The following is a 16007-nucleotide window of genomic DNA, read 5'->3' on the forward strand; positions in this document are numbered from 1 at the left end:
ACTTTTATCGGGCAGGTCTGAGCAGCGCACCGCCTATGGCAGCCGATGCGCCTCCGGCATAGGCTACAAAAAGGCCCGCACCAACCCTGCCGCCCTCAGCGTCCAAGTCGTCATCAATGGCCAGCCCCTCTGCAAGGCAGAAACCCATGACGGCCAATCCCACCACCAAGGCCGGTAGCCACATCATCTGGGTATTGCCGGCCAGCACTGCAACCAGCACGGTCCACAGCATCACCGCGGCCAACAGAACCAGCAACCAGGTATCGGCCACGCTGCCTAGGCCCACCAACCACGGAATGTCGCCGTCTAGCACTCCCCGCGTCTGCGATCCGGAATCAGACCACGGCAACAGCAGCCCGGCGATCAGCAGAGCCATCGCCGCGCCCACAAAGGCAAGCCCCGCTCTCATCTGACCCGGAGAAGTCCGCCTGCCGTTCCCCCCGCCCAGGATCCCAACCGGTACTCCTGGTGGATCAGTCCACGATTCCCCGTCCCAGAATCGGTAGCCGCGCTGTCCCTGTTCGGCATACCAGCCCGGCGGCGCCCGGCGTGTCGGCGGGTCGCTCATCCGGACTCAACATGGTCGGTATAGCGCACGTCTCCTTCGGACAGGTCGAAGGTGAGGTGCTCTCGCATGTCGCCAATCTGGTCGACAACCACCATCCGGCGGGCGAAACGCCACTGTCCATCGACCAGGGAGAAGTCATCTTCGTAGCGGCCCGCCACGATGGGCTGAAGGGCCAGTGTATCTGTGCCCTGGTGGACGGCGAAGTACGAGCGGGCGGCGGCTGTCTGCCCGTCATCGGCAACATCGACGATCACGTTGCTAGCCACATGCCGGGTGCGCAGTGTGCCGTCGCCGTGGACTTTGTTGGTGGCCGCGTAGAACGCGGCGACGTCATCGCCCGACATGCCGTCGTCGGGATCAGCCGAGCTGGTGGAGGTGAGCACTCCGTGGGCGAAGAGCTCGCCAAGCTCGTCGAAGCGGGCCAAGTCCACGCATTCGGCATAGACGTACATAAGCGCCTTGATCGATCGCACTGCTTGCTCGTGTGAAGTCACGCCGCAAAGCTAACCCACCTCAACCAGCGACGGCCCGGTAGCGTCGGAGACGTGAACCCGAAGACAGGGAGGCTCACGGCCTACAGCCACGGCGCCGGTTGAGCCGGCAAGCTCGGACCGTCCGAGTTGGCGCAGGTCGTGCGCACACTGCCAACCCCGACCCACGAGGACTTGATCGTGGGCACAGAGACCGGTGATGACGCCGCAGTGTGGCGCATCGGGGAAGGCCGCGCCCTGATCTCGACCGCCGATTTCTTCGCGCCGGTGGTGGACGACCCTCACACTTGGGGGCGCATCGCGGCCACAAACGCGGCCTCGGATGTCTACGCCATGGGCGGCACCCCCCGGTTCGGACTGAACCTGGTGGCATGGCCCCATGGGGATCTTCCGCTGGAGGTTCTCACCGATGTGCTGGCGGGCGGGGCCGCGGCGGCCGCCGACGGCGGCTGGGCAGTGGTCGGGGGCCACACGGTGGACGGACCCGAGCCGATGTACGGCCAAGCCGTCACCGGGGAAGCCGATGAGGAGAGCTTGCTGACCAACGCCGGCGCCCAGCCGGGACAGTCGCTGGTGCTGACCAAGCCGCTAGGCACTGGACTCTTGGCCACCGCGGTCAAGCGCTCTGGGCCCGAGGCGATCGAACCCGGCGGGTGGCTGGCGGAAGCCTACGCCGCGGGAGTGGCCGAGATGACTCGACTGAACGACGAGGCCGCCTCGACTGCCCTCGAGGCCAAGGCCACGGCGGCCACCGACATCACCGGCTTCGGCTTGCTCGGCCACCTCCAGAAGCTGGCTACCGCCAGCGGTGTTGGTGCAGTGATCCGAACAGAAGAGGTGCCGCTGCTCCCCGACGTCTGGGAGATGCTGGATCAAGGGTTTGCCCCCGGTGGAACGGCTCGCAACCTCGACCACGTGCGTCCGTGGGTGCGAGGATCAGACAACCAGCGGATCTTGACCATGCTGGCCGATGCCCAGACCTCCGGCGGCCTGCTGTTTTGCTGTCCACCGGCCGCGGCCGCCGAAGCGGTAGCCCGACTGATAGCCGCAGGCCACGCTGCCGCTGTGATCGGCGAGGTCTCCGCAAGCGATCCCGGAGCAGTCGTGGTGGGATGACTGGCCAGTTAGCCCGAGCCAACGGTTGCTGTCGGGCTACTCGGCCGGCTCGGTGCGGGGTGGCAGTCCGTCCAGGTGGGCGGCGTCGTTGTATCGCACCAGCCGCCACACGCCGGGCTCGTCGGTGGTCACAAACTCGGTGATGGAAGTGTTGAGGGTCCATAGGACGAACTGCACATTCATCCCCAGGCCCATAAACAGCCGCATGGCGATATCGATGACTCCGCCGTGGCACACCACCATCATGGTGGTACCGGGATAGCCCTCAACCAGCTCATATAGCGCTTGGCCGGTGCGGTAGGAGAAACCGGCCAGGCTCTCCCCGCCGGGCGCCAAGGGCAAGTGGGGGTGGAAATCGCCGGTCCACTCGAACAGATTGCCGAACTCCTTGTAGCCCACCCCGTCGGCCTCGCCCGGGCGGCGTTCTACGAGGTCGGGATGGGTGTGTACCTTCAAGCCGCCCAATGAGGGGGACAGCAGCTCGGCGGTTTCTATCGCCCGAGGCAGGGTGCTGGACCACAGCGCATCCACTTTGGGCTCATTGCCCTGCATATAACGCTCGCCGAGCGCTTCAGCCTGACGACGGCCCAGCGGCGACAAACCCGTGCAAGCCAGGTCTCCGCCGATGATCTGCTTAACGGTTACCTCCGATTCACCGTGGCGGATCAACAGCAAGCGGGTTCGTTGGCCGGAGCTCATTTCGGCCCCATCTTGCCACGCCGAAGTCTCATGACGGACCTCCAGCAATTCATCTTCATCAACCGGTGGCAAAGCAGCCCCAAATTGGGGCAGAATCTCTATCGATGATGTGGGGGACGATGGTGCTCATCGTGGCCTTTGCGGCCGGCGCGGTTCCCTTCTCCTACATGATTGCCCATTCGCTGGCCCGAACCGACCTTCGCCAAGTGGGCACCGGAACAGTCTCGGGAACCGGCCTGTACCGGGTTGCCGGCTTCATCCCCTTGGTCGTGGGAGGCCTCTGCGATGTGGGCAAGGGGGCACTTGGACCGTTCTTGGCCGGTGACCGCTGGCTGCTGATGGCGTTCGCTGGTGCCGTGTCGGTGATCGGCCATAACTGGTCGATGTTCCTCAATGGTGCAGGCGGCCGAGGGCTCTCACCGGCATTGGGGGCGTTCGCGGTAATCGCCTGGCCCGCGGCCCTGTTCTTGCTCGGCGGGCTAGCCCTGGGCCGCATCTTGCGTCATACCGGGCTGGTGGTGTTCATCACCATGCCCGCTCTGCCCCCATTCATGCTCCTGGTGGCCGACGGCCAAGCCGCCATCGCCACCACCGTGATCATCATCCCCATATTGATTAAGCGCGTTCTGGGAAATAAGCCGCTGCCAGCCCCCAATCGCCTGAAGGCCGCCGCCCATCGACTGGTCTTCGACAACGACAGCTGGGTCGGAGCTACCCCCAGCAACCCTTGATTCTTGTAGTCCTCGCCGGTCTACTGACCCGAGAACCTTGAGCCTTCGCACCCAGGTCGGCTTTCGTCGTCTTCTCGTCGGACAGGGTGCGTCCGCGCTCGGCGACTGGATGGGCACCTTCGCCCTCATGGCGCTGGTAGACCATTTGAGCGACTCCGCCGCCGCGGTGGGCGGCATTCTCGCCTTCCGGCTCATTCCCGCGGCCCTGGGCGGGACGCTGGCCGCCAAGCTGGTGAACCGATGGGATCGGCGGCGGACCATGATCACCATGGATCTGCTGCGAGCCGGGATGATCGCGGTGGTCCCCTTTGTGCAAGAGCTGTGGTGGGTGTACTTGTGGGCGTTCGCACTGGAGGCCCCCAGCGTGGTGTTTTTGGCCTCTCGAGACTCCTCCGTCCCCGATCTGGTGGACGAGTCCGACCTGCCGCTGGCCAATGCCGCCATGATGGGATCGTCGTACGGCAACATCCCGATTGGCGCGGGCCTGTTCGCCGCGTTCGCCGCGCTTCCACTCGACGATGGCTGGCTGGGATCGCATCCCTACGCCCTCGTCTTCTGGATCGACGCGCTCACCTTCGGTATTTCCGCCTTTTTCATCGCCCGAGCCTTAGGTGGACTTCAAAGTCGGGAACCCTCCCCTCAGGCAACCCCGGACCGCGCCGCTATCTCTGACAGCGAAATATCCATTTCCCCCAGTCGGCTGCGCGATGCCTGGTCGGTGCCGCTGGTGCGCAGGGTTTTACCCGCCACCGCTGCCGCCGCCGTTGGGCTGGGAGCCCTGTTCTCGCTGGGCATCAAGCTGGTGCAAGAGGAGTTGGAGGCGTCCGACATCGAATATGGCGTGCTCATCGTGTTGTTCGGCGCTGGAGCGGGTATTGGCCTCGCGCTCACCCATAGGTCTCGCCATGTGGATTTGCTGGTCCTCACCCGAAGGGGAGCGCTGGCTATGGGGGCGTTGGTGGCGCTGATGAGCCAGAGTCCGACGGTGTGGCTGACCTTCCTCGGCGCTGCCGGGTTCGGGGCCGGGGCCACCGTGGCCCTGACGTCGGGGATGAGCGCGCTCCAAGCCCAGATTCCCCGAGAAGAGGAACGGGTGCTGGCCTTCTCGGCCTTCCACGTGGTGATCCGCATCGGGCTGGGAGCGGCCGCGCTGGGGGCGGGAGCCATCGGCGACGGGCTGAACGGGGCCGGACTGCCCGGCACCCGGTCGGTTCTGCTGGCATCGGGCCTGCTGGTGCTGGCCTCGGCCGCCACCGTCCGGCCGATTCTCGACGTCGATGTCGAAAAGGCCCGCGAGTGACCGTCGGCATCGTCACCGACAGCACCGCGGCGCTCCCAGAGGAGGTGCGGGCAGCCTGGGACATCGCAGTGGTCCCGCTCATGATCACCGTGGACGGCCGAACAGTGGCCGACGGTGAGATCGATACTGCGGAGATCCTGGCCGCCAAGACCCACTCGTCATCGGGCCCGTCGCCGGGCGCGTTCGTTCAGGCGATCGCCGGTCAAGACCAGGGCGACGGTGTCGTGGTTGTGACGGTGACGTCCACCCTGAGCATCACCAATCAATCAGCGGTTCTGGCCTCCAAGAGCGCGGCTGGGCCGGTGGCTGTGGTGGACAGCCGAACCGCAGCCGGTGGCCAAGGACTGGTGACGGTGGCTGCGGCCCGAGCTGCCCGGGCCGGTGCGACGCTGGACGAGGTTGTGGCCAGGGCTAAGACTGTGGCTAGGCAGGTAAAGCTTGTGGGGGCGCTGGCCAACCTCGACCAGCTGATCCGCAGCGGCCGCGTGCCCGGCCTGGCCGGCCGAGCTGGGAACCTGATCGGGCTGCGCCCCATGTTCGACATTCAGGATGGGGCCATTGGACGCCTTCGCCCCGCGCTCAGCGACGAGGCCGCCCACCAGCGCATCCTGGGCCTTTGGCGGCGGACCCGGCCTTCTGACGGCGATGCCCAACTACATCTGGTCAGCCTCCACGCCGAGGTTCCCGAACGGGCCATTGATCTGCTCGACGCCGTCAATGCCGAGGTGTCTCCTACCGACGCCTTCATCAGCCAATTCGGCCAAGCAATGATGATCAACTCCGGGACAGGAGTTCGCGGCCTGGCCTGGTATTGGGACTAATCAGAGCCCAGGTACGGTTTCAGGGGCGGGCGCCCATTCGCCCAAGTCGGGCACCATCTGGCGGGACACGTAGCGCCACCGCCCATCCTCTTTGCGCAGCTGGTCGCGGTACACGCCGGTGATGGCCAGCTCTCGCGGCTGGCCGGGAGGAGCGGTGTAGTACACCTCCAAGTACACCGAAGCCACCGCTTCCTCGCCTTCCCCGTCGATGGACAGATTGCTGATCACATGGCGGGTAGCCGGATTGATCGTCGCCGCGAACGCGGCCAAGTCCTCGTGTCCCTTCACCCCTTCGGGCATGCCGAATTCCAGTATGCCGTCGGGTACGAATAGCTGGGCCCATGCCTCAGCAGAACCGCTGTCGATCAGGTGGTTGTAGTCGGCGGCCAGCTTCTGGATGGCCAGGATGTCTTCAACGGGAAGTGCCATGGCCCAATCTTGGCAAGAACAAGCCCGCTCAGCGAATACCGGGGTTGATCAATCTTTGGCGTACACCTCGGCGGCGCCCTCTCCGGAGGGTGTGCGGGTGAGTATCTCGGCACCGCTTTCAGTGCAGAGCAAGGTGTGCTCGAACTGGGCGCTGCGTCGCTGGTCGGCAGTAACCGCGGTCCACTGGTCGTCCCACAGGTAGAGATCGGGGGAACCCAGCGTGAGCATCGGCTCGATGGTGAACGTCATTCCGGTTTCCAGCGGTGTGTTGTGACTGCGTTCGTAGTAGTGGGGGATCTGCAACCCGGAGTGAAACTCGGTGCCCACTCCGTGGCCGATGAACTCTCGCACTACCCCAAGCCGATGGGCTCGGGCATGGGTTTCGATGGCCCGGCCGATGGCGTTCACCGCCGCTCCGTTCCGAACCGCGCCGATGCCCAGGTACATGGCGTCCCGGGTCTCCCGAACCAGCAAGCGGGAGTGGTCGTCCACCTCGCCGACCTCGAATGTCACCGAGGTGTCACCGTGGACACCGTCGAGGAACACGGTGACATCGATGTTGACGATGTCGCCGTCGGCCAGCGCCCGGCTATCGGGGATGCCGTGGCAGATGACCTCGTTGATCGACGTACACACCGACTTGGGATAGCCCCGGTAGTTGAGGGGGCTGGGATAGGCTCCCCGGCGCACGATCTCCTCGTGGACTTGGGAGTCGATGCTGTCGGTGGTCACCCCAGGTGCCACCAATTCTCCGGCAAAGAGCAGCACTTCCGCGGCCATTTGTCCGGCCTTGCGCATCGCGTCGATCTCGGCAGCGCTGCGCACCGCCGAGGAATTCGGGTGACCGGGCTCCCCCGAACGGGCATACGGAGGACGCTCGATGTGGCTGGGCACCCGACGGCGGGGACCGATGAGCCCCGGTCTCACTGGCGGGTCAGAAACCGGCACCCGCTCCAACGTCGCCACTCGCGACCGCTTGCGCTTTGCCATCGCCGACTAATGTTAGTTGTGCAACGATTGGACCTTGGCAGTCCTACATGACCTTGGGCTCAGAAAGGCGCTAGCGGAGCGGCTAGTGGAGGCGGGGATCAATACCGTTGAAGAGCTAGCGTGCTGGAATCGGCGTGAGTTGGGTTCGATACCGGGAGTCGGTGACAAGAGCCTTGACAGGATCGAAGAGGCCCTTGAGGTAGTTGGGCTAGCGCTCGCTGACGACCCCCTGGCTCCGTACGTATGCGTTCGGGAGGGGCGCGCAGCGTGGGACGTACGGCTCTGTTCGTTTCATCTATGTGAGTCGTGTGTGGCTGGATGGACGGTTAGTGCCTTTCGGGGGGAGCCACCGGTGTTCGATGCAACGGTCTTGTATCGAACTTAAGACGGGTCGCAGTCATCTCGGAGGATGGGCTCCCGTTGGGGCCAAGATGGCTACGTTCCAACTCGACCATGGCGACTGCGACGACATCAGCGAAGTTGCGACCTCCGATGGAATTGTTGTCTACCTCTTCCACGCCCAGGTCATCGACCGAGCCGAGCCACCCACGACTCGGTTCGAAGCAGTCGGTCTTTGGTGGATTGACCCGTTCAGCTTCAGCGAGAGCTACAAGACCAGCCAGACACGCCCACGGGAAACCAAGACCGCTGCCTACTACTTGACCGATCGATTCAGGCCATTCGACGAGCTTGAGGAACACTGGCGATCCGGGGAAATGGCTAGCGTGCGGGAGAGGTTTGGCCAACACGGTCAACCTCCTTTTTACCGCTGACGCCAACAGCGGCGGCATAGTTGCGAATCCACTCGTGGCAGGCTTCGTGAGGGCATGGCGCCGAGCCGAACTCCTCAAGAGTGGCCCGGTCGGGAATGCGGAGACGGCGTAGGTCGGTTGCATTGACCTGGGTATGCCCACTGAACGACCGGAAATAGACGTCAACCAGCTCGTGATTGAGGAAGGCAGCCAGCCCAATTGCTAGCTGGCGTCCAAGAGGCCTTCCCTGGCAGTGCAGATAGTTGACATGATTCTCGATCCCGAATCTTGAACACTCCGGAAACGCATCAGCCAACAGGGGGCCAGCAACAATCCGACGGCGTTCTTCCTTGCTGCTAAAACGCTTGACGAGTACGTAGTTTCCTCGCGGCGTCAAGAGAGATGCAGTCTCCTCCACGTCGTCAATGGCGATTGGCTTGTTGCCTGAGCCCGGCCAAGAAATACCCCTAGTGTCCACCGATGATGGGTACAGCAATGGGACTGATCCAGGCCTGTCTTCGGCTCGCAGCCACCGGCGCGCCCGAAAATCCACCACCGGACCTGTAGACGCATCGACCCCAATAGTCTCAAGCGTCGCGGGAAGTTCGTGCATGAGGGCTGCCGCACCGGCTGCGACCTCAGATTCGGCGACATGTATGACGACATCACGATCTCCCGGAAATACAACCTCCTCAGAAGGGACGGCTCTTTCAGTCACAGGTCCACCAGGGTCCCCTACTTGCACTCGGACCATCTCTGGCTGTGCTCCGCCTCTTACCAAATGAGTGATGGCGTTCTCCTGAAGTACGTCCTGATCTGCAAATGCACACATCCTGCTCTCGAAAACCCGGATCGAAGACAATCCGTTCTGGCCAAGCAAGGCCCTCCGGAACCTCTTGAAATAGGGGCCGTTGCAAAAGCTTCGCGGGGTAATCGCAACCATCTCACCGCCAACCTTGAGCAAAGCAGAAGCAGCAAGCATGAATGCGGCATAGAGGTTCGGAACCGGCGCTCCTAGCCGTTCGGCCAACGCTCGCTCGTTGGAGGACGAAGAGAGCTTGGCGTAGGGGGGGTTGAGAATCGCATGAGTGGCTGTTGCCCCATGAGATGACAACCCAGCAGACTTCTGCGCGGCCCTCTGAAGAAAGTCCTCATCTAGGACTTCGAACTCAAATGGTATGCCCTCTTCGTCATACCGCTCTGATACAACGGCGAGTGCCTGCTTTGACTTAATGGCAAGCTCTGGATCCACTTCCCAGGCTAGGACGCGCATCGATGCCGGACGCCCACCACTAGAAAGCGCAATGAGCGCAGCGACCGCACCGAGGGTGCCTGCACCTGCACCCGCATCAACCAACTCCACATCGCCACGCCAATCGGAGAACATCTCCGCTAGCAACCGGGCAACAGGAACGGGTGTGAGCACCTGACCAAGGTCCTTGCGGTACTCCGGATGGACCTCAGCAACAGCAGCTCGTCGGATGTCCTCCAATTCGTCCCAGACCGTTTCGATACCAGTCAACATTACGGCGAAACTACCCACCACCAGCGACAATTCGATTCGCGGAACAACGCGGTGTTCTGGCGAAACGACGCTCGAGGTTGGCGTCGGGCTCAGCGCATGTAGCGGGTGAGGCTCTCCACCACGCAGGCTGGTTTCGGACTGCCCTCGACTTCGACGGTGATGGTGATTACGGCTTGCACGCCGCCGTTGATCTCGTCGACCGAGCTGAGCTCGGCACCCACCCGAACGCGTGACCCCACTGGGACGGGTGCGGGGAACCTCACCTTGTTGACGCCGTAGTTGATGCCCATGGAGATCTGCTCCACGGTGATCAGGCTGGGCAGGAACATGTTGGTCAGCGACAGCGTGAGGTAACCGTGGGCGATGGTGGCCCCGTAGGGGCTCTCAGTCGCGGCCCGCTCGGGGTCGATGTGGATCCACTGGTGGTCTCCAGTGGCGTCGGCGAACTGGTTTACCCGCTCTTGGGTGATCTCCATCCAGTCGCTCCACCCCAAGTGCTGGCCAACGGCAGCAGGTAGATCATCGACAGTGGCAAAGGCAGTTCCCATAGGCGGGAAGTTAGCTCCCTTGGCGGCCCGACCACGATGGGGAGCGCTTGGTCAGAAACGCGTCCATGCCTTCTTGGGCGTCGTCGGTGGCGGCGTTGGCCGCCATTACCTCCCGGGTTAGGTCGTAAGCCTCGGGCTCGCCGCAGTCAAGCTGGCGGTAGAAGGCCTGCTTGCCGATGGCGATGGTTTCGTCGCTGAACTGGGTGATCTGGGCGGCCAGCTTGTCGACCTCGGCCCGCAACTTGTCGGGAGGCACCACCCGATTCACCAAGCCCCACTCGGCGGCGGTGGCCGCGTCGATGGGCTCGCCGGTGAGCAGCATCTCCATGGCCCGCTTGCGCCCAACTGCCCGGGAAATGGGCACCATCGGGGTGGAACAGAACAGGCCGATGCGCACTCCGGGAGTGGCGAACGTCGACTCAGAGGAGGCCACCGCCAGATCGCAGGCCGCCACCAGCTGGCAGCCCGCGGCGGTGGCCACTCCGTCTACTTCGGCGATCACCGGCTGGGGCACGGCGTGGACAGCGTCCATCAGGTGCGTGCATGCCTCGAACAGGTCGTCGTAGAACTGGGCGTCCCGGTCGACCATCTCCGACAGGTCGTGGCCAGCAGAGAATGCCGGCCCCTCGGCGGCGATCACGATCGCCCCGACGTCGGTCTTTTCTCCCAACTCGTGCAGCGCATGGGTAAGGCGCTGCATCAGCTCCAGGCTGAGCGCGTTGCGCCGCTGCGGGTTGGCCAGAGTGACCCGGGCCACCGGCCCCTCAATTTCGATGCTGAACACGCAACTGAGAATACCCGCCTGCGGTGTGCTACCCATTGGGCATGGCCGCAGGAGGTGGGACCAAAGCAGTATTGGCGGCGCTCTTCGCCAACCTGGCCATCGCCATTGCCAAGTTCGTGGGCTTCGCCGTCACCCGCTCAGCCTCCATGCTGGCCGAGGGGGTCCACTCCTGCGCCGATACCGGCAACCAGGCGCTGTTGTTGCTGGGCGGGCGCCTGTCCAAGCGGGATCCCACTCCGCGCCACCCGTTCGGCTACGGCCGGGAGCGGTACTTCTGGTCGTTCGTGGTGTCCATCATCTTGTTCACCCTGGGCGCGCTGTTCGCCATCAACGAGGGCATCGAGAAAGTGCGCCACCCCCATGAACTGGAATCGCTCTGGGTGGCCATCGGCATTCTGATCTTCGGCATCGTGGTTGAGTCCTTGTCGTTTCGCACCGCCATCGTGGAGTCCAACAAGGTGCGGGGCAAGCTCTCGTGGGGCACGTTCATCCGGCGATCCCGCACTCCGGAGTTGCCGGTGGTGCTGCTCGAGGATCTCGGGGCCATGTTCGGCTTGGTGTTCGCACTGATTGCCGTGGTGCTGGCCGAGGTCACCGGCGAGCCTCGCTGGGACGGGGTGGGCACCCTGGTGATCGGCGTGCTGTTGGGGATCATCGCCATCGTGTTGGCCATCGAGATGAAGAGCCTGCTCATCGGCGAGAGCGCCACCGAGGAAGACCGAAAGCGGCTGCGGGAGGTACTGGACGATTCGCCGGAAATCGACCGCGTAGTGGACATCCGCACCCAACACCTCGGCCCCGAGGAGCTGCTGGTAGCTGCCGAAGTGGACTTCGCCGACCACCTATCGGGCGATCAGATGCCCGCGGCCATAGCCGCGGTGGAAGCTCGCCTGCGCGCCGTCGTCCCCGCCGCCACCCACGTTTACCTGGAGCCTTCTAGCTAATCGACAGGCTCAAAGTAGGGCAGGGTGATCTCTTCGCTCAGCTCCACGAAGGTGGTCTTGACCCGCATCCCGACGTGGACAGCGTCGACGGGGCAGTTGATCAGGTTGGCCAGCAGCCAGAACCCCTCGTCCAGGGTCACGATCACCGCCACGTAGGGCACGGTGAACGCCGGGGTTTGGGGGCGCCAAACAGTGGTCCAGGAGTACACCTCGCCTTGCCCGGTGCTGACCTCCCAATCGAGGTTGGTCGAGAAGCAAGCCGAGCAGGCCGGGGCCGGGTCCATAGTGATGGCCCCGCAGTCTCGGCACCGCTGATAGCGCAGCTCGCCCACCTGGCATCCGTCCCAATAGGGCTGGGAATACAGGGTGGGCACCGGCAGGGGGATTCCCGGCGACTGGGGTTGCAGTAGCTCGCTCATGGGGTTTCCGTTCCCAGCAGCATGACATCGGTGAACAGGGCACCGGCGCCGCCGTTGGAGCACATGGCCACTTGGGCGTCGGGTACTTGGGATGTCACACAGGTGCCCCGCAGCTGTTCCACCCCTCGGATGACCCGCTGGAGCTGCTGCACCGCGGCTCCGCCGTGGCTGAACGACATGGTGCCCCCGTCGGTGGTCACCGGGTACTGGCCGCCGGGGCCGATGCGGCCGTCCATGATGAAGTCGCCGCCTTCGCCCTCTTCGCAGAACCCGTAGGCCTCAAACTGGCGGATGATCTCGAACGAGAACGGGTCGTAGAACTCGCACACGTCCACGTCGGTGGGACCGAGCTCGGCCATGGCGAACGACTTCTGGGCCGCCCACCGGCCGGTATAGCCGTTGTTCCTGCCAGAGGGGCCGGCCAAATCCCACGCCGGGGGGTGCTGGTAGGAGGGGCCGAAGCTGTCGCAGGCCCCGCCCAAGATGTACACCGGCTTGGTGGGCAGGTCTTGGGCCCGTTCCCGAGTGGTGAGGATCAGCGCGCACGCCCCCTCGGAAGTCATCGCGCAGTCGAGCAGGTGGAAGGGGTCGGCCACCATGCGCGACGCCAGGATGTCGTCGGGGGTGAACGGCCCCCGGCCGTGGTACACCGCATCGGGGTGGGCGTGGCCGTTGTTGCGGATGGTGGCCGCCACCGTCGCCAACTGCTCTGGCGTGGTGCCGTGCATGTGCATGTGGCGCTGGGCAATGAGGGCGAACTCCGCCGCGGTGAACATGCCGTAAGCAACCACGAACTCGTTGGCTGGCCGGGTCCACGGGGCGGTGGAAGCCCGCTCGGTGTAGATGCCTGCCGATCCGTGGGCCACCAGCACGGTGTGGCACTGGCCGGTGGCGATGGCCGAGGCCGCGTCCAGGATTATGGGGATGGAAGGGGCCATGTGGTTCCGCCAGGCTGGGCCGTTGCGCATGTAGTAGGTGAGCGGGCCGCTGAATGGGCCGGCGGCGACGCCGTCGATGTCTGATGGGCTCAGGCCGGTGTCGGCCAGCACCCGGTGGACAGCTTGGAAGGTGATGGTGGTGGAGTCGTGGCCTTCGAGGATGCGGGCTTGTTCGGAGTTGGCGATGCCGACGATGGCGACGTCGTGAAATGGATGTTTGGCCACGGCCTCAATGTCTAGTCGCCCCTGCACGCCCTCGGCGACACGACCGCCGCCTTCCCCCAGGCTTCCCAAGAAACCTCCTCAGATTCCCCAGAAAAAGTACCTCGGATTTGCCGAGATAATATCCTCGAGTTTTCCGAGATGGACCTCTCGGGTTTTCCGGGAAAATGCCCTCGAGTTTTCCGAGATAGATGTCTCTAGTTTCCCAAAAACCCATCTGAAGTGGTACTTTGCTGCCATTCAGGAGTTGATCAGCCGCCGCATTGAGGATGTCGTCGTCCAGCAGATGAACGAGATACCCGTGATGGCCCTTCAGGGGCCTCGGTCAGTGGGAAAATCCACACTCCTGCGCTCGCTAGCGTCAGCCGCGGGCCGCGAGATAATCGACCTCGACGACCCAGACACCAGGGACAACGTCGCCGACGACCCCTCCCTCTTCGTCAAAGAACCACGACCGGTGTTCATAGACGAATACCAGCGCGTTCCAGCGCTGCTCAGTGCCATAAAAGCAGAGTTGAACCGTGACGGATCTTCCGGCCAGTTTGTGATCACCGGCTCCACCCGCCACGATGCCCTGCCACGGATGGCCGAGGCACTCACCGGCAGGCTGTACCGCTTGACCGTATACCCGTTCTCCCAAGGAGAGATTGGCAACCATCACGAGAACCTGTTGGAGAAGTTGTTCAGCGACCCTGCCAGCACAGTCACCGGCAACCAGTCCACAACCACTCGCGATGACTACATTCAGCGAATCGTCGGCGGCGGCTTTCCCTTGGCACTGAAGCGACCGCCTGCCGCCCGCAGCCGTTGGTACGGCAACTATGTCGCGCTCGCACTGGAGCGCGATGTCCGAGAACTGGCGAAAATCCGCCAGCGTGAAGTGCTTCCCCGACTTCTTGAGCGGCTGATGTCCCAGACAGCGCAAGTACTCAACATCACCAAGGCAGGACAGGACATTGGCCTCAACTCCAGCACCGCGGAGAGCTACACCAAGCTCTTGGAAGCGGTGTTCCTGGTACACCGGCTCCCCGCATGGGGAACCACACTGCGGACTCGGGCCGCGGCGCGACCAAAGCTGCATGCGGTCGATCCTGGGCTCGCCGCCCACCTGATGAGACTGTCCCCCGACAGGCTGCAAAGGCTCGATCCCACCTCACAGGAGCAGTTCGGCCACCTTCTGGAAACCTTTGTGGTGGGTGAGATCATCAAACAAGCATCGTGGATGGACGGTATAGCCGAGATCGGCCACTGGCGTACCCATGACGGCGTGGAGGTGGATCTCGTGGTCGAGCGCCGAGACGGCATGGTGGTTGCCTTCGAAGTCAAGGCCGGCCCCGCCAGCAGTAGGCATCTGCGCGGGCTGCGAACACTTCGGGATGCACTCGGAGATCGCCTCATTGCCGGTGTCTTGCTCCACTTGGGCAAATACCCATCGCGGCCAGATGACCGTCTGATGACCATTCCGGTGGATCGCTTGTGGCAGACCGTAGGTGAAGAGAAATGAAGCCGTTGGATGGCATTCGGGTCGTAGACCTAACCAGGGTGGTTTCGGGGCCGGTTTGCACTTGGTTCTTGGCTTCGCTGGGGGCGGAGGTCATTCGGGTGGATCCGCCGGGTGGGGACGTGACTTGGCGAATTCCGCCGTGGGTGGGGGCTGATGGCGAGCAGTCGGACGTTATGGGGCCCGACGACATCGGGATCAGCTATCTGCGCAAAGGGCGGGGTAAGCGCAGCGTGGTTCTCGACCTAGGTCGGCCTGAGGGGGCGGACGCCTTTCGGCGGCTGGCGGCCAATGTTGACGTGTTGGTGGACAACTTTCGGCCGGGGGTCATGGCTTCGCTGGGGCTGGACTACGAGACGCTGGCCGAGCTGAACCCTCGGCTGATCCATGCCTCCATCACCGGCTATGGGCCAGATGGTCCGGATGCCGATCTGGCCTCCATGGACCTCATCATCCAGGGCCGATCGGGGCTGATGGCCAAGTCGGGCTTCCCCGATGGCCCACCCACCAAGGCCGGCGCCACCGTCGGAGACCAATTCCCGGCCGCCCTCTGCGCCCTCGGGGTGGTGGCTGCGCTTCGCCAACGTGACATCGACGGCCGGGGTCAGTACATCGACGTGGCCATGCTCGACAGCCTGGTCACCATGATCTGGGACGAGCCTCTGGACCTCTACCGCGAACGGGGCATGCCCGACCGCATAGGCAACGGCGACCCGAGGGGCATCCTGGACACCTTTGAATCTCAGGACGGCTGGATAACTCTGGCCATCACGTCCGACGCCCAATTCAAGCGTCTCACTGAGGAGATGGGCCGCCCCGACCTATGGGAGCTTGGCCCCGACATCCCCGTAAGGGCGGCCAACCGGGCCGAGATCTGCGAGGAAGTGGCCCAGTGGATGGCGCAGCAATCGACCGAGGAACTGATGGCCCGACTGCACAAAATCCGAGTACCCGCCGGCGCGGTGGCATCCGCCTACGCCGCCGCAGAGGACCCCCAAATCAAACACCGCCATGCGCTGGTCCCCCTGCAACATCCCCACGCTGACGAGCCCTCCCGCTGGCTGGCCCCCGCGTTCCCGGTGAAGTTCTCCCGAGCCAACACCGGTCAAACCCCCGCCGAAACCCTCGGCACCAGCACCCGTTCCGTCCTCCAAGACATCGCCGGATTCTCGGAGGATGAGATAGACCGCCTCAATGCGATGGGAGTCCTCGGGTAGGCGGGGCAGCGA

The 16007-nt window shown here is 64.0% G+C and carries 17 protein-coding genes; 7 read left to right on the forward strand and 10 right to left on the reverse strand.

The genetic code is table 11. The annotated features are described in order from the left end of the window. Positions 1-4: 4 nt before the first annotated feature. The gene (locus OXG30_15875) at positions 5-568 is read right to left on the reverse strand and encodes a hypothetical protein (protein MCY4136368.1); all 564 of its coding nucleotides are present in this window, start codon (positions 566-568) and stop codon (positions 5-7) included. After that, on the reverse strand, positions 565-1062 hold the full coding sequence (locus OXG30_15880; protein MCY4136369.1) for a nuclear transport factor 2 family protein: 498 nt from the start codon (positions 1060-1062) through the stop codon (positions 565-567). Before OXG30_15880 ends, OXG30_15875 begins: the two co-directional genes overlap by 4 nt. A 51-nt stretch (positions 1063-1113) precedes the next feature. On the opposite strand from OXG30_15880, the gene selD reads away from it, so the two are divergent. Continuing rightward, positions 1114-2175: a selenide, water dikinase SelD gene (selD, locus tag OXG30_15885; protein ID MCY4136370.1), complete on the forward strand. Its 1062-nt coding sequence runs from the start codon at positions 1114-1116 to the stop codon at positions 2173-2175. Positions 2176-2211: 36 nt separating this feature from the next. Here the strand turns inward: selD and OXG30_15890 are convergent, their stop codons facing one another. Continuing rightward, positions 2212-2874 (reverse strand): histidine phosphatase family protein, encoded by a 663-nt coding sequence (locus OXG30_15890; protein ID MCY4136371.1) that lies wholly within the window; start codon positions 2872-2874, stop codon positions 2212-2214. 104 nt (positions 2875-2978) lie between these two features. Here OXG30_15890 and OXG30_15895 point away from each other — a divergent pair, with 104 nt between their 5' ends. Genes OXG30_15895 through OXG30_15905 form a run of 3 tightly spaced genes read left to right on the forward strand, consistent with a single transcriptional unit; the run spans position 2979 to position 5726 of the window. Continuing rightward, entirely contained in the window at positions 2979-3605 is a 627-nt protein-coding gene (locus tag OXG30_15895; protein MCY4136372.1) for a glycerol-3-phosphate acyltransferase, read from the forward strand. 37 nt (positions 3606-3642) lie between these two features. Further along, positions 3643-4905, forward strand: coding sequence for an MFS transporter (locus OXG30_15900; protein ID MCY4136373.1), 1263 nt, complete (start codon positions 3643-3645; stop codon positions 4903-4905). Next, positions 4902-5726, forward strand: coding sequence for a DegV family EDD domain-containing protein (locus OXG30_15905; GenBank protein ID MCY4136374.1), 825 nt, complete (start codon positions 4902-4904; stop codon positions 5724-5726). The genes OXG30_15900 and OXG30_15905 overlap by 4 nt, the downstream gene beginning before the upstream one ends. On the opposite strand, the gene OXG30_15910 is transcribed toward OXG30_15905, so the two are convergent. From OXG30_15910 to OXG30_15930, 5 genes are all read right to left on the reverse strand, one after another. Further along, on the reverse strand, positions 5727-6155 hold the full coding sequence (locus OXG30_15910) for a nuclear transport factor 2 family protein (protein MCY4136375.1): 429 nt from the start codon (positions 6153-6155) through the stop codon (positions 5727-5729). Between the two features lie 48 nt (positions 6156-6203). Beyond that, a complete protein-coding gene (gene map / locus OXG30_15915) occupies positions 6204-7145 on the reverse strand; it encodes a type I methionyl aminopeptidase (GenBank protein ID MCY4136376.1) in 942 nt (313 codons plus the stop codon). 720 nt (positions 7146-7865) lie between these two features. Then, positions 7866-9422: an Eco57I restriction-modification methylase domain-containing protein gene (locus OXG30_15920; protein MCY4136377.1), complete on the reverse strand. Its 1557-nt coding sequence runs from the start codon at positions 9420-9422 to the stop codon at positions 7866-7868. A gap of 89 nt (positions 9423-9511) precedes the next feature. Next, entirely contained in the window at positions 9512-9970 is a 459-nt protein-coding gene (locus OXG30_15925) for a MaoC family dehydratase (protein ID MCY4136378.1), read from the reverse strand. A 10-nt stretch (positions 9971-9980) separates the two neighbouring features. Further along, complete coding sequence (locus OXG30_15930; GenBank protein ID MCY4136379.1) at positions 9981-10754, reverse strand: enoyl-CoA hydratase; 774 nt, start codon at positions 10752-10754, stop codon at positions 9981-9983. Positions 10755-10795: 41 nt separating this feature from the next. Here OXG30_15930 and OXG30_15935 point away from each other — a divergent pair, with 41 nt between their 5' ends. Beyond that, positions 10796-11698, forward strand: a complete 903-nt coding sequence (locus OXG30_15935) for a cation diffusion facilitator family transporter (protein ID MCY4136380.1) — start codon at positions 10796-10798, stop codon at positions 11696-11698. Here OXG30_15935 and OXG30_15940 read toward each other — a convergent pair. Both OXG30_15940 and OXG30_15945 read right to left on the reverse strand, forming a co-directional pair. After that, positions 11695-12117 carry an OB-fold domain-containing protein gene (locus OXG30_15940; GenBank protein ID MCY4136381.1) on the reverse strand — a complete coding sequence of 141 codons (423 nt, stop codon included), beginning with the start codon at positions 12115-12117 and terminating at the stop codon, positions 11695-11697. The genes OXG30_15935 and OXG30_15940 overlap by 4 nt on opposite strands. Further along, positions 12114-13280 carry a thiolase family protein gene (locus OXG30_15945; protein MCY4136382.1) on the reverse strand — a complete coding sequence of 389 codons (1167 nt, stop codon included), beginning with the start codon at positions 13278-13280 and terminating at the stop codon, positions 12114-12116. Before OXG30_15945 ends, OXG30_15940 begins: the two co-directional genes overlap by 4 nt. Before the next feature lie 283 nt (positions 13281-13563). On the opposite strand from OXG30_15945, the gene OXG30_15950 reads away from it, so the two are divergent. After that, positions 13564-14781: an ATP-binding protein gene (locus OXG30_15950; GenBank protein ID MCY4136383.1), complete on the forward strand. Its 1218-nt coding sequence runs from the start codon at positions 13564-13566 to the stop codon at positions 14779-14781. After that, the gene (locus OXG30_15955) at positions 14778-15995 is read left to right on the forward strand and encodes a CoA transferase (protein MCY4136384.1); all 1218 of its coding nucleotides are present in this window, start codon (positions 14778-14780) and stop codon (positions 15993-15995) included. The genes OXG30_15950 and OXG30_15955 overlap by 4 nt, the downstream gene beginning before the upstream one ends. The last annotated feature ends 12 nt before the right edge of the window (positions 15996-16007 follow it).

The sequence above is a fragment of the bacterium genome, assembly GCA_026708015.1.
Taxonomy (GTDB): Bacteria; Actinomycetota; Acidimicrobiia; order Acidimicrobiales; family Bin134; genus Poriferisocius.